Raw genomic sequence first — 20,714 nt, forward strand, 5'->3', positions numbered from 1 at the left:
TGCGGCGAAAGCCGCATTTTTTATCACTAATTACTTCACAAACTTTTCCAACTTCGGCTTAAAGTAATTCTCGCCTTTTTTAATTTTGCCGTTTTCGTCAAAGATAGCCTTGCCGTTCTCGAATTTTGACCAATTTGAATCATTAACTTCAGCAAAGGCAGAATAGAAATCAAAACCAGCCATATAAGCAACCCCTGTGGCAGTAACCACTTGATCGGCTAAAGAATCTAACACCTCGACTTTATGTTCATGGGTTAATTCAGTTAGGCGTTCTGTTTGCTTATTTTGCTTATAGCTATTAGCGAGAATTTCAAGATTATGTGCCATTTCAGCATGACCTAACGCATCTAACATTTCGACAACTTCTTCAAAATGACAACCAATTTGAACAGAAAGATCTTTTAATTCTGGATTCGGTTTTGCCTCTTTAAACCAATCTAAAGTACGTTGTAATTCATTTTTCTGACTCATTTTTTCTCCTTCTTCAATGAATATTTAATCAAATTGAGTAACCCAATGTTTATCACGATAAGCGGCAAAGCACATTTGGATCTGCTGTTGGTTATTTTTCTCTGTGGCAAGATTAGGTAAGTTATCTTCAGCAAAATAAGCGGATTCTGTTGTTTCAATATTTTGTTGAAATTGTCCTTTAAGCACAGTGCAGAGAACAAAGATTTTACAAACACCATAAGCATATAAAGGTTGATTATGTTTAGCACGATCTTGAACTGCGATAATTTTATCAGCAGTTACGTCTAGACCCGCTTCCTCTTTCACCTCTTTAATAGTGTTTTCTTTGATCGACATATTGACATCAACCCAACCGCCGGGCAAAGACCAATTTCCATCGTTTTCTCGCACCAATAGAATTTTATCGTCTTGAAAAATGGCTGCTCGGGTATCTAATTTTGGTGTTTGATAACCGATTTCATTACAAAAAAGATCCATTACTTTAGTAAAAGGGATATCTGCTTGATAAGCAATGATTTCGGCAGAAATCTCTCGAATTCTTTGATATCTTTCGAGATCATAATTATCTTTACCATAAGCTAAACCTGCTTGAGCAAGGCTTTGTAGCTCTATTGCCCAACTTAACCATTTTTCTGATGTATTCATTACTCATCTCCTATTTTAGAGAGAATTAACGTTAATCTTGCCTAGAGTTATCTAACGATAGCTGATACGTTCTTGTTCTGATAAATAAATTTGACTTTGTGCTGGTTGTGTTTCCGCAATCACTTTACCATTACGAATTGAGTAACGGGTTGGAACTTGACGGCGTACCGCATCGAATCCATTTTCTGCTGGCAGAATAATTAAATTCGCTGCTTTACCCTCTTCAATTCCGTAATCTCGGATACCTAACGTTTTTGCACTATTTTCAGTCACTAATTATCTTTTAATTGTATGATGTGTGTTTGTATTGCGCTGGCTATTATAGAGGTAACTGGATCAGAATGAAATTGGTCAAGATCAGTAAATAAGAAAATTGAAAACTGTATGCCAGATAGTTATTATCGAAAAGCAGTGGGATGACTAAGAGGAAAACGGAATGGAACAACAACAGGACGACATCATTATTCGTGTTGCAACTTTGGATGATGCAGCAGAGATTTTAAATATTTATGCACCTTATGTAGAAAAAACTGCAATTACTTTTGAATATGAAGTGCCAAGTTTAGAAGAGTTCAAAGCGCGTATGCGTAAAACTTTAGCTAAATACCCGTATATTGTTTTAGAACAAGGTGGTGAGATTTTAGGATATGCCTATACCAGCGCTTTTGTTGGTAGAGCAGCGTATGATTGGGCGGTGGAAACGACAATTTATTTAAAAGAAAATCAAACTAAATCAGGCTTAGGAAAACGGCTTTATACCGCACTTGAACAAATTTCTAAAGCGCAGAATATTTATAATTTAAATGCTTGTATTGGTTATCCAGAACAAGATAATGAATATCTGACACGGAATAGTGCTAACTTTCATCAACATTTAGGTTATCGTTTAGTCGGGGAATTTCGTAAATGCGGCTATAAATTTGGCCGTTGGTACAATATGGTATGGATGGAGAAGTTTTTAGCTGAACACCCAGCTCGCCCTGAACCGGTTATTTGGTTTCCAAATTTAGATGCAGCAACATTGCATTTATTAGGTATAGAGAAGAAGTAATTACTTTTTTCTTTTATATAAAACAGTTCTATGACTGAAAAAAGGAGATTTGTTATGAAGCAATTTCATAAATTAAGTGTTATAGCAGTGTCGTTATTTGCTGCGGTTCAAGCTTATTCTGCAACTCAAAGTGTTGAAGTGTTACAACCTCAGGTTGAGTATCAACAGCTTGTAAATCAACGACAAGTAATTGATGATCTTTTGGCTCAAGCAGTTGAAATTCAAAAATCACCTGCGAGAGTTTCCGATGCAGGATTTACCGCTAAATTACCAAGCAATATGGAACGTATTGCTGATATTTTATTAACAGCACATAAATTAGAACCTTATCGTATTGATTTTGTTTTAGGTGCAGCCAATGCCTATATTTATAATGGGAACGTGGATCGTGCGATTGAGTTATATAAACAAGCGCTGGAAGTAGCACCTGATGATGTAAAAAACAATATGTATTTAGCAAGTTGGTATCGTTATAAAGGTGATGATAAGGAAAGTGGTAACTATTTAAAACATCTGGAAAAAATTGCGCCAGAAAAAGCAGCAACTTTAAAACAAGTTTTCGCAACAATCGATAAAGTGACTAAGTTACCAATAGTAGATAAATCAGAAACAAAATTAACTGCTCAAGATGCAATTATTACATTAGGTTATGCACTAAATCCTGATGGTAGTATGAACGAGATCTTAATTCAGCGTTTACAGAAAACATTAGAGTTAGCAAAACAGAATCCAGAGGCATTAATTATTGTTACTGGCGGGGTACCAAAAAATAATCAAACTGAAGCTAATTTAATGAAAAAATGGCTAATTGAACAAGGGATTGATGCAAAAAAAATTTTTGCTGATAACTATGCACGTTCTACGGTAGAAAATGCTCTTTATTCTCGTTATGCATTAGCACATCATAAAATTAAACATGCAATTTTAATTAGTTCTGGTAGCCATGTTCGCCGTGGTCAAACTTTATTTGAGTTAGCCACTCGTGATTCTGGACCACAAGGTATTACATTTGAAGCTGTGGCAGCCTTAGATAAACCATTAGCGGAGTTACAAAAGGTAAGTGCAAAAGATTTACTTGGGATTTATCGGGATAGTCTGATTGTGGTTGGATTGCCAATGTTTAATAGTGGTGTATTAAGGGATTGAATGACAATATCTATTTAATATTTTTGTTCTAATTAGCATTTAGGTTTCGCCCTAAAGGGCGACTTCATTTTATTCGCAAGCAAGCTTGCTCACCCTAACGGGCCGTTGCAAGCAACGTTCAAAAAGCTAACGCTTTTTGTCATTACTTGTGTAAAGAAAACGAAGCAAAAGACAACGCAAAGCGTTGAATGTTGCTGAAAGCAACAGCCCGAAGGGTGAGCGAAGCGAATAAACCACCCTCACACACTTGCTGATCCTCATTCCAATCAGATTTTCCGGGCGGCAAAAAACAGAGATTTTTCTCACTGCGTTCGAAAAATGATCACTTTTTTTGCCTGAAAATCTGATTTACATTCGGGCAAGTGTGAGAGGGAACCCGTGAGACATTTATTAAGATTTGTGATTAATTTTAAGTGTGCTAACAGTCTTTTATTTATTAGGAAAAACGATGCAAACTTTACAACCAGCATTACTTCTTATTGATATTCAACAAGGCTTTGATATTCCTGGCTATTGGGGTGAAGAAAGAAATAATCCAAAAGCAGAAGAAAATGCGGCATTACTTTTGCAGCATTGGCGTAATCAAGGTTATCCAGTTTTTCATATTCAACATTGTTCACAGAATCCTCAATCTTGTCTATTCGCTACCCATCAGGGACATCAGTTCAAGCCTTTAGTCGCACCAACAACAGGTGAAATTGTGGTTCAGAAAAAAGTGAATAGTGCCTTTATTGATACGGATTTAAAACGACTATTAGATGAAAAACAGATTCAACAACTTGTGATTGTTGGTTTAACTACGGATCATTGTGTTTCTACGACAACTAGAATGGCAGGAAATTATGGCTATACAGTTTTTTTAGCCGCTGATGCCACAGCGACATTTAGTCGGAAAGGATTAAACGGAGAACTCTTTTCGGCACAACTAATACATGATACAGCTTTAGCCAGTTTACAAGAGGAATTTGCGACTGTATTAACCACAGCGGAAATAATGAAACTATTCAGTTAAAGCAAAAAATTGTACTGCGTATTACAGCAAATCTTATTAAGAAATTAATGAGTTGTTACAAAAAACGACAAAAAATAAAAAATATTGTGGAGGAGATCATATCTTCACTATCTTGTGATAGGTTTTCTACTAAAAAAAGAGTATAAATAGAGTATTCGTTAAGTAGGAAAGAGATGTTCCGCAAACGATTGGCAAGGCTCTCCTACTTGTGGTTAACGAGATTGTTGTACTTATTGTGGAGAATCTCATGGATTCGATAGTGAACTCCCCTCAGCATGGACAGTTGTCCGAAAGATCTCAATTAGAGAGACAAGCAGAAGCACTAGGTATTGCCCCTTTTTATTACAGTTTAGAGGGGGAAAAAATTCAGGTTGATGATGTTGTATTACAAACATTAATCAACTGGCTTAGCCTTAATCCTCAAACTTCAACGTCACTTTTCAATAATGTTTTTGTGTTACAAGCAGAAAATGTTTCTCGGTTAACATGGCAACAGCTAAATTTCCAAGCAGATGAATATCCACAACAACTTCTCAATGAACAACAACAAATTATTGAAAATAGTTGGCGTATTGAAACAGAGCAGTATCTAGAATTTATGCCATTACCGATGGGCTATTATCAATTAATTACCAATTATGCTAAATATCGGTTATTGGTCTCACCAGCTAAAACTTATCAAGCACCTTGCTTGAGTGGTGAACAAAAAGTTAGTGGCTTAAATTTGCAATTATATAGTTTACGTTCACAACGGAATTGGGGGATTGGTGATCTTGGTGATTTACAACAAATTGCCGCAGAGTATGCCCGAGATGGAATTGATTTTATTGGAATCAATCCGTTACATTCATTATTTCCAGCCCATCCAGAGTGGGCAAGTCCGTATAGCCCATCATCACGTCGTTGGTTAAATCCAATCTATTTAGCCGTAGATTTATTGCCGGAAATGGAAGATCCCACAGCATTGGCATGGCGACAATCACCAGAAGTAGAAAAGTTATTGCAGCAAGTGCGGGATACTGGTTGGGTGGATTATTCACAAGTCTGGCAATTAAAGCTTGATGGTTTACGTATGGCTTATCAAGTATTTAAGAAAGCAGGACGATTAGCCTATCGACGTAAAGCCTTTGCTAAATTTGTTGCTGAACAAGGTGAACCACTATATTTACATGGATTATTTGAAGTATTAGATCGCACTTTTGCTCATGATAACGAAGATGAAGAAGATTTAGCTGGTTGGTTAGCATGGGAACTTGAGTATCAAAATCCTAATAGTGAAGCTGTTCAGCAATTTGCTAAACAACATAGCAAACAAATTGAGTTTTATATGTGGCTGCAATGGTTGATGCGAGATCAATTAGAGGCGGTACAACATATTTGTGCACAAGTTGGCGTGAAATTAGGGCTTTATGGTGATTTAGCTGTTGGTGTGGCACGAGGTGGTTCAGATACGTGGTGTCATCGAGCAGTATTTTGTATGAAAGCCTCTGTGGGAGCTCCTCCTGATGAATTGGGACCGGCTGGGCAAAATTGGCAGCTTCCACCGCTACATCCACAATATTTACGTGCAGAAGGGTATGAAACATTAATCAAATTGTGGCGTGCTAATATGCAAAATTATGGTGTATTGCGGATTGACCACGTGATGGCGTTATATCGTTTATGGTGGATTACGCAAGGTGCTAATGCAGCACAAGGTGCTTATGTTTATTATCCGATTGCAGAATTAATTGCGATTTTAGCGATTGAAAGTCAACGTTCTCAATGCGTAATTATTGGTGAGGATTTAGGCATTGTTCCGCCAGAAGTGAGAGAGTGGTTAGATCGTTATGGTATCTATTCTTATGCAGTCATGTATTTCAATAAGACCTATGATGGTTATTTATTACCGGAACATTATAAAAAGAATGCGATTGCGGTAGTGAGCACCCATGATGTTGCGCCATTACAAGGATTTTGGAAAGCAACTGATTTAGCAACAATGTATCAGTTAGGGGTGTTACAAGAGGCTCAATACCAACGTGCTTTACAACAACGTACAGACGACAAATTGCGTTTTGTACAAACATTAAAACAAGCGAAATTATTAGCGTCGTTACCACAAGATTTACAGCTTACAGAGGAATTAATCATTGCAATTCATCAATTAGGAGCAGTAAGTCGTAGTCAGTTATTTGCCATTCAACCAGAAAATTTATTAGGTATTGAATCTTCATTTAATATTCCGGGGATTGCCAGAGCTTATCCAAATTGGCGTTATCGCTTACCTGTTTCATTACTTGATCACGACGTGTGTCAGAAACTGCATCAATCTTATCGACAAATTATTTCAGCCCGTCAAAACCTTGATGTCAATGCAATCGCAGAGTGTTATCAAGACTATCTTAAACTTATTCTATTAGGGGAAAATATGATTACCGTCGATTATAAACAAATCGATCAGTTATTTAATGCCGTACATGGCGATCCGTTCTCTTTCTTAGGTGCACATTTAACAGAGCAAGGACTTGTTATTCGTGCTTTATTACCAAATGCAAAACAGGTTGCTATTTATAATCGGCAAAAGAATCACTGTTTAGCAGAAATGCAGTTAGTTGATGAACGTGGATTTTTTATTGCTTTATTACCTCGTGCTACAGCAGATTTACATTACTTGTTCAAAATTGATTATGAAAATAGTCCAGAAGCAATTTATCAAGAAGATCCTTATCGATTCCCATCTTGTTTATTTGAGTTAGATAATTGGCTATTGAAAGAGGGAACACATCAACGTCCTTATGAAGCATTGGGGGCACATTTAACTGAGAATAGCTATGTCCCAGGAGTAAATTTTAGTGTTTGGGCACCAAATGCACGCCGGATTTCTGTGGTTGGTGATTTCAACCAATGGGATGGACGTCGTCATGTGATGCGTTTCCATCGTGAAAGTGGCATTTGGGAAATTTTTATCCCACATATTAATGAGGGAAGTTTATATAAATTTGAAATTCTCGATGCAAATGGGGTAGTACGTTTGAAATCTGATCCCTATGCCTTTGGTACACAACTTCGCCCAGAAACTGCTTCTGTTGTCACAAAATTGCCACCAAAACAACAGTATAATCCAGAACGTGCGAAAGCAAATGCGGTAGATGCGCCAATTAGCATTTATGAAGTGCATTTAGGATCATGGCGTCGTAATTTAGCTAACAATTACTGGTTGAGCTATGAAGAAGTGGCAGATGAATTAATTAGTTATGTAAAAGAGATGGGATTCACCCATATTGAATTATTGCCATTATCGGAGTTCCCATTTGATGGTTCTTGGGGATATCAACCGTTAGGACTGTATGCACCAACTCGTCGTTTTGGTGATGCAAAAGGATTATGTTATTTCCTCGAAAAAGCGCATCAAGTGGGTATTTATGTATTGTTAGATTGGGTAGTAGGGCATTTCCCAACAGATGAATATGGATTGAGTAAATTTGATGGTACGGCATTGTATGAACACGCTGATCCTCGAGAAGGTTATCATCAAGATTGGAACACTTTAATTTATAACTTTGGACGGAATGAAGTACGTAATTATTTAACAGGTAATGCCTTATATTGGGTAGAACGCTACGGATTTGATGGTTTACGTGTCGATGCAGTGGCTTCAATGATTTATCGTGATTATAGCCGTTCAGATGGCGAATGGATTCCGAATCAATATGGTGGTCGAGAAAATTTAGAGGCAATTAATTTCTTACAACGTACTAACGCGTTACTACAAAATGAACAACGCGGAGTGTTATCAGTCGCAGAAGAAAGCACTTCTTTCGCTGGTGTTAGTCATGCAACAGAACAAGGCGGATTAGGATTCCAATTTAAATGGAATATGGGGTGGATGAATGACACGTTACGTTATATGAAACTCGATCCGATTTATCGTAAGTATCATCACAACTTACTTACCTTTGGCATGATGTACCAATATAGTGAGAATTTTGTTTTACCGTTATCACATGATGAAGTTGTGCATGGAAAAGGTTCATTACTAACCAAAATGCCAGGAGATTGCTGGCAAAAATTTGCAAATTTAAGAGCTTATTACGGTTATATGTGGGGCTTCCCGGGTAAAAAATTATTGTTTATGGGAAATGAATTTGCTCAAGGCAGAGAATGGAATTACCAAGAAAGTTTGGATTGGTTCTTATTAAATGAAGAACATGGCGGTTGGCATAATGGTGTACAAAGTTGGGTGAGGGATTTAAACCATATTTATCAACGTTATCCTGCATTATGGCAACAAGATCAGCATCCAAATGGGTTTGAATGGTTAGTGGTGGATGATGCTGATCAATCTGTTTTGGTATTTGCTCGTTATGCGAAGAGTGGTGAAACCATTGTTGTGGTATGTAACTTTACTCCAGAGGTTCGTCATAATTATCGTTTTGGTGTGAATAAGGCAGGATTTTATCGTGAGATTTTAAACTCAGATGATCCAAGCTATAAAGGTAGTGGTGTGCATAATTCAGGGGGTATTTGGAGTGAAAAAATTGCGAGCCATAACAAGAAACATTCTTTAAGTGTGCAAGTTCCACCACTTGGTGCAGTTTATTTTGTACTAGAAAATGAAATTCCTGATGAAGAGGACGATCTTGCCAGGAGTGAACCAGAAGTAGAAGCAAAAACAGTAAAAAAAGCAACCAAAAAAACAACAGCTGCAAGTGTGAAAAAGGTAAGTAAATCGCCAAAAGCGAAGACAACAACAGCAACTGCTAAAAAACGGACAACAACGAAAAAAGCGACCAAACAAGAATAGGATGTTTAGATGACGCCAACACGGGAAATATTTATTGGTTACGAATATCCGATGGGATATTGCATTACGGAATATCAAGGACATAAAGGTGTTAATTTTGTTCTTGCTGCACCTCATGCAACGGATGTTTGGCTCTGTTTATTTGATGAAGCTGGTCAAGAACAGCGTTATGCCATGTATCGTCATCATGATTGTTTTACTCTGTTCGTCACCGGAGTTGGTATTGGACAAAAATATGGTTTTCGGGTTGATGGTGGTAAAGAACAACCTAATTGTTACAACGTGACGAAATTATTAATTGATCCTTATTGTCGTTTAGTAGTGGATCTACCCAATTTAAGCAGTGAACAGCAAGTTGCTCCGTTTTTATGGCATAACTTGCAAGATAATGGGTATTTAGCACCAAAAAGTGTGATTGTAGATGCTACATTTGATTGGGAAGGGGATAAGCCGTTACGTACACCTTGGTCGAAAACTATTCTCTATGAGCTTCATATAAAAGGATTTTCGCAATTAAACTCTCAAATTCCAGAAAAAGTAAGAGGGACATTTGCTGGATTGGCAGAAGAGGTAAATGTAGCTTATTTGCAAAGTTTAGGCGTAACAGCAGTGGAGTTATTGCCAATAACGTTGCATTTAGATGAACCTCGCTTACAACAAATGGGGAAAAAGAATTATTGGGGCTACAATGTTTTAGCACATTGTGCACCAGATCAAAGATTTTCCACCTCAAAAGAGGTATTATTAGAATTGAAATCTTTGGTAAAACGGTTACATCGTGCCGGTATTGAAGTGATTTTAGATGTTGTATTTAACCATACTGCGGAAAATGATTTATCTGGGCCAACGCTTTGCCAAAGAGGGATTGATAACCAACTCTATTATTGGCATGACCAACATCAACGTTATTTAAATTGGACAGGATGTGGTAACAGTTTAAATCTCTCTGAACCACGGGTATTACAATGGGTAATGGATTGTTTGCGTTATTGGGTGGAAGAGTTTCATATTGATGGCTTCCGTTTTGATCTAGCACCGTTATTGGGAAGGACACCAGAATTCAAGCAACATTCACCTCTTTTTGCAGCGATGGCACAAGATCCTGTTCTTGCGCCTTGCAAAATGATTGCAGAACCCTGGGATATTGGTGAAGGTGGTTATCAATTAAGTGGATTTCCTCACTTTTTTAGTGAGTGGAATGATCGTTTTCGCAGTGATATGCGCCAATTTTGGTTGAATGATAGCCAAGAATTGGGGGCCTTAGCGTTACGTTTTGCAGGTAGTGCTGATTTATTTCAGTTCAAAGGCAGATCAGCACGCAGCTCAATTAATTTTATCACTGCACACGATGGATTTAATTTACAGGATTTAGTGAGTTATAACCAAAAGCATAATCATAATAATGGTGAAAATAACCGTGATGGTGACAATCATAATTTTTCGTTTAATCACGGTGAAGAAGGCGAGACCAATGATCCTGAAATTAAGCGACAACGCTTGATAAGTAAAAAAGCATTGTTAGCAACACAATTATTGGCGTTAGGAACACCAATGTTATTGGCGGGTGATGAAATCGGTCACAGCCAACAAGGCAATAATAATTGCTATTGCCAAGATAATGAATTGACCTGGCTGAATTGGCAAGATGCTGATCATTCATTGCAACAGTATGTAGCAGGGCTTATTACCTTACGTAAAGAGATGGTGTCAGTTGGGATTTATGATGACTGGTGGAATATGGAAAATGCACAATGGTTTCGTGCAGATGGTCACCCAATGCAGACGCAAGACTGGCATCAAGGACGCAGTCTAATGTTGTTATTACAGGGAAAGTATCTTGTACTTTTTAATGCTAATCGTGCAGCGCAATCTTTCCAATTACCTGCGGGAAGATGGGTGAAACGGTTTGGCGAAGGGCTTGAACTACAACAATCAACGGCGATTGTTGCACAACTCGGTATCGTAATCTTAACGCAGTCACTGCCTTAACAATATATAACATCACAGGAGAATATTATGAGCGCAGCAACCACAACTAAATCTATTCCAACTCGGGAAAGTATCGCCAATGATACGTTGGTACTTATCTTAGCAGGTGGTAGAGGTTCTCGTTTACATGAGATGACGGATCGTCGTGCTAAACCAGCAGTCTATTTTGGTGGTGCACATCGTATTATCGATTTTGCTTTATCAAACTGTTTAAATTCAGGATTATTAAAAATTGGGGTGATTACCCAATATGAAGCCCATTCATTATTACGTCATTTACAACATGGATGGTCTTTCTTGCCACGTGAACGTGGTCATTTTGTGGATATGCTCCCAGCGCGCCAACAATTAAATGATTCTACTTGGTATCGTGGTACTGCGGATGCGGTATGGCAAAACGTACCAATTATGAAAGAGCATTACCGTCCTAAATATGTATTGATTCTTGCTGGTGACCATATTTATAAAATGGACTATATGCGTATGATCGAAGATCATATTGAATTTGGTGGTAAAGCTACTGTGGGTTGTATTGAAGTACCAAAAGAAGATGCGAAAGCCTTTGGTGTTATGGCAGTGAACGATAAACTCAAAGTGGAAGCATTTGTTGAAAAACCAGCCGATCCACCAACAATGCCAGACAAACCAAATTCATCTTTAGCATCAATGGGAATTTATGTATTTGATGCAGATTATCTGTATGAAATTCTAGAAAGAGAAGCAAGCTACGAAAATACTTCTCACGATTTTGGTAAAGATATTATTCCTGCGATGGTAGAGGAAGGATTACTCTATGCCCACCCATTTGAACGTTCAAGTAAAGGTAGAAATACACAAGGACTTATCTACTGGCGTGATGTGGGAACCTTAGAAAGCTATTGGTCAGCGAATATTGACCTTGTCAGTGAAAAACCGCAATTAAATATGTTTGATAAAAATTGGCCAATCCGTACTGTGCCAAAACAAACATTACCAACAAAATTCTTCTATAAACATCCACATAAACAAACTATTGATAACTCATTAATTGGTGGTAGTGGCGTGATCATTGATGCGGAAATTAGTAATTCTGTACTCTTTGATCATGTACGTGTAGAAGAGGGATCAAAAATAGAATATGCGGTAATTCTACCTCAAGTGAAAATTGGTAAAAACTGTGTATTACGCCGTTGTATTATTGATCGTAATTGCCGTATTCCAGATGGTATGCAAATCGGAGTGGATTTAGACGTTGATCGTCAACGTTTCAGAATTAGTAGCCAAGGTAATATTGTATTAGTTACTGAACCAATGTTAGAAAAATTATTGGCAAAACAACAAGTAGAAGAAGCATCGGCAGCGGAATAGTTGCTCTTTTTCTACCATAATTATCATCAATAATATCCACTTTTTCGAGAGGATTAAACACGGAAAAGTGGATATTTCATCACAAAAAAATTTAAGGATCTTAATTAATAATGAAAGTACTTCATATCTGTTCGGAACTTTATCCACTTATTAAGACAGGCGGACTGGCAGATGTTATGGGGGCACTACCTTTTGCCCAAAAAGCAGAAGGAATGGATGTTCGCGTCGTGCTGCCTATGTATCCCGCAGTTGCTGAAAAATTGCAACATGAACATTCACTGCATCTTTTTACGTTTGCTGGTCATATCGAAATTCGTCATGCTGAATATCAAGGTATTGGCATTTACTTGATTAATGCACCTCATTTATTCAATCGTAACGGCAATCCTTACCATAACGAATATTATCAAGATTATGCAGATAACTATTTACGTTTTGCGATTCTTGGCTGGACAGGCGCAGCATTAGCTGCGGGCGCTGATACTTGGTGGGGCGCAGCTGATGTCTTGCATATGCATGATTGGCAAGCTGGTTTGGCTGGTGCTTATGCTGTTGCTTGGAATCTGCCTGTCAAAAAAATCTTTACTATTCATAATTTAGCGTACGCAGGTTGCTTTGATGCGCGTCATATGGCGGAATTGCAGTTACCACATCATTTTTTCCACGTTGACGGCTTAGAGTTTTATGGTCAAATTTCTTATCTGAAAGCAGGGCTTTATTATGCAGATGAAATTACCGCTGTAAGCCCAACTTATGCCCGAGAAATTACCGATCCAAGTATGGCTTATGGATTTGATGGCTTACTCCAAACACGTGCAGCGCAACAACGTTTACACGGTATTTTAAATGGTGTTGATGATCAAGTTTGGAATCCGGCCACAGATACCAATATCGCCAAAACTTATAAAGTAGGTAAGATGCAAGGAAAGAAAAAAGATAAAGAGGATTTACAAGCAGAATTTGGCTTAGCACAGAATCCGGATGCACCACTATTAGTGATGGTTACTCGATTAGTGGAACAAAAAGGGGCGGATTTAGTCGTTGCCGCAGCAGAAGCTATGGTCAGAAAAGGAATTCAATTAGCAGTATTAGGATCAGGCGCTCCACATCTTGAAGAGAGCTTACGTTATCTTGCAGCAACTTATCCGCAACAAATTGGTGTGAAAATTGCCTATAACGAAGCGTTATCACACCGTATGGTAGCAGGTGGTGATGTGATTTTAGTCCCTAGTCGTTTTGAACCTTGTGGTTTGACGCAATTATATGGTTTGAAATATGGAACTTTACCATTAGTGCGTTCAACTGGCGGTTTGGCAGATACTGTGGTTGATACTACGCCAGAAACCCAAAAAGAGAAAACGGCAACTGGTTTTGTCTTTTTACATGCAGATGTCAATGGCTTCTTGTATGCCGTAGATAAGATGTTAGAAGTTTGGGCAAAACCGCGTCAATGGAGCCTAATTAGATCGACAGCAATGCAACAAGATTTTAGTTGGCAAAAAGCTGCAAAAAGTTATCTTGCCTTATATAGCAAATAATTTAACCATTATTGTGCATAATAGTGTGTATAAGTGATTTTATACACACTATTTATTTTTTATAATTTTGTCAGGATTATGAAAATAGTGATTAAGATCAGTGTTTTATAACTGGAGAAAAACTTCTAATTAATTTTTAATAATGAATATTTATACAATTTTCGTTTAAATAGCATTCATTTTTCATTGAAAAAATCAACAAAATAACATAGGATACCCGCCGCAAAATTTGCTATTTTCCTATTGGAGATCAAAAATGCCATCAAATAAAATTAAATTTACCTATAATGCACCTGCCAGAGATGTTGAATCCCTCAAAGCAACTATCGTTTCAAAATTGATTTACAATCTATGCTGCGAACCTTCAGAAGCAAAATTAACTAATTGGTTAAATGCAGCGCTTTATACAGTACGTGATTTAAGTGCACAATCTCGTTTACATACTCGCCGTGCGATCAAACATGAAAAATCACGTCGTGTCTATTATTTGTCTATGGAATTCTTAATGGGGCGTGCTTTCAGCAACGCACTGATTGCAGAAAATGTCTATGAAGCAATGAAACAAGCCTTTACTGAATTAGGCTTAGATTTTGATGCAATCCTAAACCAAGAAGAAGATCCGGGTTTAGGAAATGGTGGTTTAGGCCGCTTAGCAGCTTGTTTCTTAGATAGTTTAGCGACCCTTCGTATTCCCGCAACTGGTTATGGTATTCGCTATGACTACGGTATGTTTAAACAAGAAATTGAAAACGGTCGTCAAGTCGAAAAACCAGATGGTTGGTTAGCACAAAATATTGCATGGGAATATAACCGTCCAAGTAAAAAAATTCCAATTCGTTTTGGTGGACAAATTTATTACGAAAACAATAAATGTATCTGGAAACCGTCTGATGAAGTGCTGGCATTAGGTTATGACCAATTAATCCCTGGTTATGACAATGACATTGCTAACACACTTCGTTTATGGTCAGCTCAATCTAGTGATGCCTTTAGTCTTAATGATTTTAACCGTGGTGACTATTTTGCCGCGATGGAGAAACAAAATTTCTCAGAAAACGTTTCTCGTGTTTTATATCCAGATGACTCAACAACCGCAGGCCGTGAATTACGTTTACGTCAAGAGTATTTCTTAACATCTGCGTCAGTACAAGATATTTTACGTCGTCATCTCGATATTTTTGATAATTTAGATAATTTAGCCGATAAAGTCGCAATCCACTTAAATGATACTCACCCAGTATTAGCCATTCCTGAATTAATGCGTCTATTAATTGATGAACATGGCTACGAATGGATTCAAGCGTGGGAAATGTGCTGTAAGATCTTCTCTTATACCAACCATACTTTGATGAGCGAAGCATTAGAAACTTGGCCAATCGAGATGTTAGGTACAATCTTACCTCGCCATTTACAAATTATCTTAGAAATTAATGAATACTTCTTAAATGATCTTCGTGCGAAAGGTTATGGTGAGGATGTGATTCGCCGTGTGTCTATTATTGATGAAGATAATGGACGCCGTGTGCGGATGGCTTGGTTAGCGGTGATCGGTTCATATAAGATCAATGGCGTGGCGAAAATCCACTCTGACTTAATGGTGAAATCAATTTTTGCTGATTTTGCTAAAATTTATCCAGATCGTTTTACCAATGTCACTAATGGGGTAACGCCTCGTCGTTGGTTGGCGATTGCGAATCCGGGATTATCATCATTAATTGATAGTCGTATTGGTAAGGCATGGCGTAAGGATCTTGAAGAGTTAAGCAAATTGAATCAATTTGCCGATGATCAAAGTTTCTTACAAGATTTCCAACGCGTGAAATTTGAAAATAAACAGCGTTTAGCTGATTACATTAAGAGCCATCTTGGGATTGAGGTTAATCCACATGCCTTATTTGACGTACAAGTGAAACGTATTCACGAATATAAACGTCAATTATTGAATGTATTACACATCATTTATCGTTATAACCAAATTTTACAAAATCCAGATGCAGATTGGACACCAAGAGTCTTTATTTTCGCCGGAAAAGCAGCAAGTGCTTATCATACAGCGAAGAAAATTATTAATTTAATCAATGATGTTGCTCAAGTTATCAATAATGATGGTCGAGTACGTGATTTAATTAAAGTGGTATTTATTCCTAACTATGGTGTAAGTTTGGCACAAATTATTATTCCGGCAGCGGATCTTTCTGAACAAATTTCATTAGCAGGAACTGAAGCATCAGGAACCAGTAATATGAAATTTGCATTAAACGGTGCACTGACAGTAGGAACATTAGATGGTGCTAATGTAGAAATCTTGAATATGGTAGGCCAAGAAAATGTATTCATTTTTGGTAATACTGTAGAACAAGTGGAAGCATTGCGAGCAAGAGGGTATTCACCGTTTGAATTCTTTGAAAAAGATCCACAATTACACGAAATTGTGCAGCAAATTACGACAGGACGTTTCTCGCCACAAGAACCAATGCGTTATCAAAATGAATTGAATCTGTTCAGCGATTATTATCAAGTGATGGCGGATTTCCGTTCTTATGTAGAAATCCAAAAACAAGTGGATCAACATTATCGCAATCCACAAGCGTGGGCGAAATCAGCATTAATTAATACGGCTAATATGGGTTATTTCTCTTCAGACCGCTCAATTATTGATTATGCGGAAAATATCTGGAAAGTAGGACCATTATTAAGTTATGACAAAGAAGTTTATGAAGCAGAGAACTGTGTCTTTGAAGATGAACTTCCAGAAAAAATTTAATTAATGTCATTTAAAAATCTATGAAAAAAGGCAGTCCCTATGGACTGCCTTCTTAATCTTCAAATATCTAATTTTGTTCAGCAAAAGTACGCTCATCAGCTTGTTTTAGAATACGGCTAGAAATTGTACCTGCTGTCATTGCACCATTTACATTTAATGCAGTGCGTCCCATATCAATTAAAGGTTCAATTGAGATTAATAAACCGACTAAGGTTAATGGTAATCCCATAGTCGAAAGTACAATAATCGCCGCAAATGTTGCACCACCACCAACACCAGCGATACCAAATGAAGAAATGGTAACGACTAACACTAAAGTGGCTAAGAAATTGATTGAAGTCGGGTCAATGCCCACTGTTGGCGCAACCATCACTGCTAACATCGCAGGATAAATCCCTGCACAACCATTTTGACCAATCGTAGCACCGAAGGAAGCGGAGAAATTAGCAATCGCACTTGATACGCCTAATTTATTGATTTGGGTTTCAATATTTAACGGAATTGTGGCTGCACTTGAACGAGAAGTGAAGGCAAATAATAGGGTAGGTGAGACTTTTTGATAATAACGAATCGGATTAACTTTAAACAAAGAAAGTAACAATCCATGAACGAAGAACATTAAAATAATCGCCAAGTAGGAAGCGACAACAAAACCAGCTAAGTTAATAATATCCGCTAAACTAGAGCTTGCGACAACTTTCGTCATTAAAGCAAGGACACCATAAGGTGTTAAACGAATCACAACTCGAACTAATGCCATAATTAATTTGTTTAATGTATCAACGCCTTGAGCAATGCGTTCTGATAAGGATTCATCTTTTTTACGAATTGTGAGAATTGCTACACCTAAGAAAGCAGAAAAAATCACGACACTAATAATTGAGGTTGGATTAGCCCCAGTTAATTCAGCAAATGGATTTTTTGGAATAAATGAAAGGATCATACTTGGAATAGTTAATCCATCAAGTTGCGCCGCACGACCGAGTACTTTTTCATTCGCAGCAAGTTCACGTGCTCCTGATGTTAATCCTTCAGCAGAAAGATGGAATAGGTTGGTCATGGCTATCCCAATGATCGCGGCAATCGCTGTGGTAACTAATAGAATAGAGAGTACACTAAAGCTAATTTTACCAAGGGAACTCGCATCATGCAGACGTGAAATAGCAGAAAGAATTGAAACAAAAACTAAAGGCATCACAATCATTTGTAGCAAACGCACATAACCATTACCAACAATATTGAGCCAATTAATAGTTTCAGCGAGTACTGGGGAATCAATTTTATAGATAAGTTGTAGTACGCCACCGAAGATTACTCCGATAACCAATCCGACTAATACAGTACGCGATAGATTATCAGAACGTTTGAAATAAATGCCTACCAGCCATAATAGGCCAATAAAGATAATTAGATTAATAATAGTACTTAACATGAAGAGTTACCCCATTGATATAAAAATTTTTAAGCATAGTGAATTGAAAATTCGCTGAGATTATAGCAACAGTTATTTAACACTTCATTATGACATTTCATTATAAGAGAGAAGATAGTGTTATTTGGGATGTGAGCAAAATGGAGTTGGTGAGAAATAAGCTAAATCTATTAGAAGATTTAGCTTAGACTGTTGACAAACCTAAAATTAATCACAAATCTTAATAAATGTGTAATGGGTTCCCTCTCACACTTGCCCGAATGCAAATAAGATTTTCCGGGCGGCAAAATCTTATTGGAATGAGGAGTAGCAAGTGTGCGAGGGTGTGTTTATTCGCTTCGCTCACCCTTCGGGCTGTTGCTTTCAGCAACATTCAACGCTTTGCATTGTCTTTTGCTTCGTTTTCTTTACACAAGTAAAGACAAAAAGCGATAGCTTTTTGAACGTTGCTTGCAACGGCTCGTTAGAGTGAGCAAGCTTGCTTGCGAATAAAATGAAGTCGCCCTTTAGGGCGAAACCTAAATGCTAGTTAGAACAAAATTATAATTCACCAAGAAGCCAATTGATGCAATCCTTAGCTCAAAAATTTTTATAAAAAAAGAGATTGATTTTATTGAGAAAATCTGTGCAAGCATTTTACCAAAATTAAAAAATTTTTGTGTTAGCAGACTAGTATCTAATAGCGATGAGCAGTATGCTAAGTAGGCTCAAATTACATTAAGCTGACTGTAATAAAGAAAGTGAGGATAGGATGAAATATACTAAATTGGGAAATACGGAGATTGAAGTATCTCGCATTTGTGTTGGTTGTATGTCTTATGGAAAACCATCAGAAGATTTTCATCTGTGGACATTAGATCAACAACAAACTACCGCGATGATTAAACAGGCTATTGAATGTGGCGTAAATTTTTTTGATACCGCAAATTGTTATTCACATGGTACCAGTGAAGAGTATTTAGGTACCGCATTAAAACAATTAGGTGTCGCCAGAGAAAAAGTCGTATTAGCCTCAAAAGTTTTTTTTAATGAAGGCGCACTTTCGCGGCAAGCAATTAACCGAGAAATTGATTTAACCTTGCAGCGGTTAGGCACAGATTATCTCGATCTTTATCAAATTCACCGTTTTGATTACAACACGCCTATTGAAGAAACAATGGAAGCTTTACATCAGCTTATTGTGGCAGGAAAAGTCAGAGCAATTGGGGCTTCTGCTATGTATGGCTATCAGTTCCATAATATGCAAATTGCAGCAGAGAAGAATGGCTGGACGCTGTTCTCAACCTTACAAAATCATTACAACTTACTTTATCGAGAAGATGAACGCGAGTTAATCCCCGTAGCAGAGCAATATGGTGTTTCTTTGATTCCTTATTCACCATTAGCGGGCGGGCATTTAACGCGTAAAACATGGGATAGTGATTCTCTGCGTAGTCAAACAGATAAAATGGCCAAAGCAAAATACGATCGTAATAAAGAAAACGATTTATTAATTGTGCAGCGTGTTGCGGAATTAGCTGAACGTTATGGCGTGTCTATGACAGAGATTGCCTTGTCTTGGCATTTTAAACGCGGTGTTACCGCACCGATTGTGGGTGCAACTAAAGTGTCGCATTTTATGGATGCCGTAAAGGCAGTAGATTTTGTATTAAGTAACGAAGATGTTGCTTATTTGGAAGAGCTTTATCTTCCGCATCCATTAACGAGTGTTATTCCAAGAAAACGTCATGAGTGAGATTGTGTTTCCTATTGTGTATCAAAATGCTGATTTTGTGGTGATTAATAAGCCACAAGGGATCAGTGTGCATAAAGATGACAATGCGATTGGTTTAACCACTTTAGTAGCCAAACAGCTCAATGTTGAACATGTTTGGCTCGTTCATCGTCTTGATAAAACAACATCTGGTTTGTTATTACTGGCGTTAAATAAAGAGGCGGCGGCAGAGTTATCAACGCTTTTTGCCGAACATCAGGTTAAAAAAATCTATTTTGCATTAGCAGAAAATAAGCCAAAGAAAAAACAAGGGCTAATTCGTGGTGATATGGTGCGTACTCGGCGAGGGATGTGGAAATTAACACCAGAACAGCTACACCCAGCAATTACTCGTTTTTATTCAGTAAGTTGTGAAAGTAAATTACGCCTATTTGTGTTGAAACCACAAACAGGAAAAACTCATCAATTACGGGTCGCAATGAAAAGTTTAGGAAGCCCTATTTTAGGCGATCCACTGTATGGGAATAAGCAATATACAGGACGTTGTCATTTACATTCTGCGGTGTTAGCGTTTTATTTCTATGATCAATTTTTTTGCTGTTCATGTTTACCAGAAGAGGGGGAATTTATGCGGGAATCGGTGAAATTACAAATGACACAAATTGTTGCGCAAGAAATTGCAGAAATTAGATAATAAAACGTGATTTTTTAAGTCTTTAGTATTATCATTATTCCACTTTTAACCAATTTCAAAACAGTTTAATGATGTCAATGTGTATGTTTAGTTTCCGATTTTTTAGCTCTTAGTTTCTAAGAGGC

At 37.5% G+C, this 20,714-nt stretch carries 13 protein-coding genes and 1 pseudogene; 10 read left to right on the forward strand and 4 right to left on the reverse strand.

Annotated elements, in window-relative coordinates; translation table 11 throughout:
* Window positions 1-30: 30 nt before the first annotated feature.
* The 3 genes and pseudogenes from PF272_RS00245 to PF272_RS00255 all read right to left on the reverse strand — a co-directional run.
* Entirely contained in the window at window positions 31-471 is a 441-nt protein-coding gene (locus PF272_RS00245) for a nucleoside triphosphate pyrophosphohydrolase family protein (RefSeq protein WP_065236641.1), read from the reverse strand.
* 24 nt (window positions 472-495) lie between these two features.
* Entirely contained in the window at window positions 496-1,116 is a 621-nt protein-coding gene (locus PF272_RS00250; protein WP_271141197.1) for an NUDIX hydrolase N-terminal domain-containing protein, read from the reverse strand.
* A 51-nt stretch (window positions 1,117-1,167) separates the two neighbouring features.
* Window positions 1,168-1,392, reverse strand: a pseudogene (locus PF272_RS00255) (amidohydrolase family protein); the annotation flags it as partial.
* 160 nt (window positions 1,393-1,552) lie between these two features.
* Here PF272_RS00255 and PF272_RS00260 point away from each other — a divergent pair.
* The 8 genes from PF272_RS00260 to PF272_RS00300 all read left to right on the forward strand — a co-directional run bounded on the left by PF272_RS00260 (window position 1,553) and on the right by PF272_RS00300 (window position 16,749).
* On the forward strand, window positions 1,553-2,167 hold the full coding sequence (locus PF272_RS00260; RefSeq protein WP_271141198.1) for a GNAT family N-acetyltransferase: 615 nt from the start codon (window positions 1,553-1,555) through the stop codon (window positions 2,165-2,167).
* Window positions 2,168-2,221: 54 nt separating this feature from the next.
* A complete protein-coding gene (locus PF272_RS00265; protein ID WP_271141199.1) occupies window positions 2,222-3,313 on the forward strand; it encodes an ElyC/SanA/YdcF family protein in 1,092 nt (363 codons plus the stop codon).
* A 448-nt stretch (window positions 3,314-3,761) separates the two neighbouring features.
* A complete protein-coding gene (locus tag PF272_RS00270; protein WP_271141200.1) occupies window positions 3,762-4,325 on the forward strand; it encodes a cysteine hydrolase family protein in 564 nt (187 codons plus the stop codon).
* 247 nt (window positions 4,326-4,572) lie between these two features.
* Window positions 4,573-9,111 carry a 1,4-alpha-glucan branching protein GlgB gene (glgB, locus tag PF272_RS12940; protein ID WP_413789408.1) on the forward strand — a complete coding sequence of 1,513 codons (4,539 nt, stop codon included), beginning with the start codon at window positions 4,573-4,575 and terminating at the stop codon, window positions 9,109-9,111.
* Window positions 9,112-9,120: 9 nt separating this feature from the next.
* A complete protein-coding gene (gene glgX, locus PF272_RS00285; RefSeq protein WP_271141201.1) occupies window positions 9,121-11,100 on the forward strand; it encodes a glycogen debranching protein GlgX in 1,980 nt (659 codons plus the stop codon).
* Between the two features lie 27 nt (window positions 11,101-11,127).
* Window positions 11,128-12,447: a glucose-1-phosphate adenylyltransferase gene (gene glgC / locus PF272_RS00290; protein WP_065235097.1), complete on the forward strand. Its 1,320-nt coding sequence runs from the start codon at window positions 11,128-11,130 to the stop codon at window positions 12,445-12,447.
* A gap of 110 nt (window positions 12,448-12,557) precedes the next feature.
* Window positions 12,558-13,985 carry a glycogen synthase GlgA gene (gene glgA / locus PF272_RS00295; protein WP_271141202.1) on the forward strand — a complete coding sequence of 476 codons (1,428 nt, stop codon included), beginning with the start codon at window positions 12,558-12,560 and terminating at the stop codon, window positions 13,983-13,985.
* Window positions 13,986-14,241: 256 nt separating this feature from the next.
* A complete protein-coding gene (locus PF272_RS00300) occupies window positions 14,242-16,749 on the forward strand; it encodes a glycogen/starch/alpha-glucan phosphorylase (RefSeq protein WP_271141203.1) in 2,508 nt (835 codons plus the stop codon).
* Window positions 16,750-16,816: 67 nt separating this feature from the next.
* On the opposite strand, the gene PF272_RS00305 is transcribed toward PF272_RS00300, so the two are convergent.
* Window positions 16,817-18,181, reverse strand: a complete 1,365-nt coding sequence (locus PF272_RS00305; RefSeq protein ID WP_271141204.1) for an L-cystine transporter — start codon at window positions 18,179-18,181, stop codon at window positions 16,817-16,819.
* A 751-nt stretch (window positions 18,182-18,932) separates the two neighbouring features.
* Here PF272_RS00305 and PF272_RS00310 point away from each other — a divergent pair.
* On the forward strand, window positions 18,933-19,916 hold the full coding sequence (locus PF272_RS00310) for an aldo/keto reductase (protein ID WP_271141205.1): 984 nt from the start codon (window positions 18,933-18,935) through the stop codon (window positions 19,914-19,916).
* Window positions 19,909-20,589 (forward strand): TIGR01621 family pseudouridine synthase, encoded by a 681-nt coding sequence (locus PF272_RS00315; RefSeq protein WP_271141206.1) that lies wholly within the window; start codon window positions 19,909-19,911, stop codon window positions 20,587-20,589. Before PF272_RS00310 ends, PF272_RS00315 begins: the two co-directional genes overlap by 8 nt.
* Window positions 20,590-20,714: the final 125 nt, after the last annotated feature.

Source organism: Gallibacterium faecale, from assembly GCF_027920745.1.
Lineage (GTDB): Bacteria > Pseudomonadota > Gammaproteobacteria > Enterobacterales > Pasteurellaceae > Gallibacterium > Gallibacterium faecale.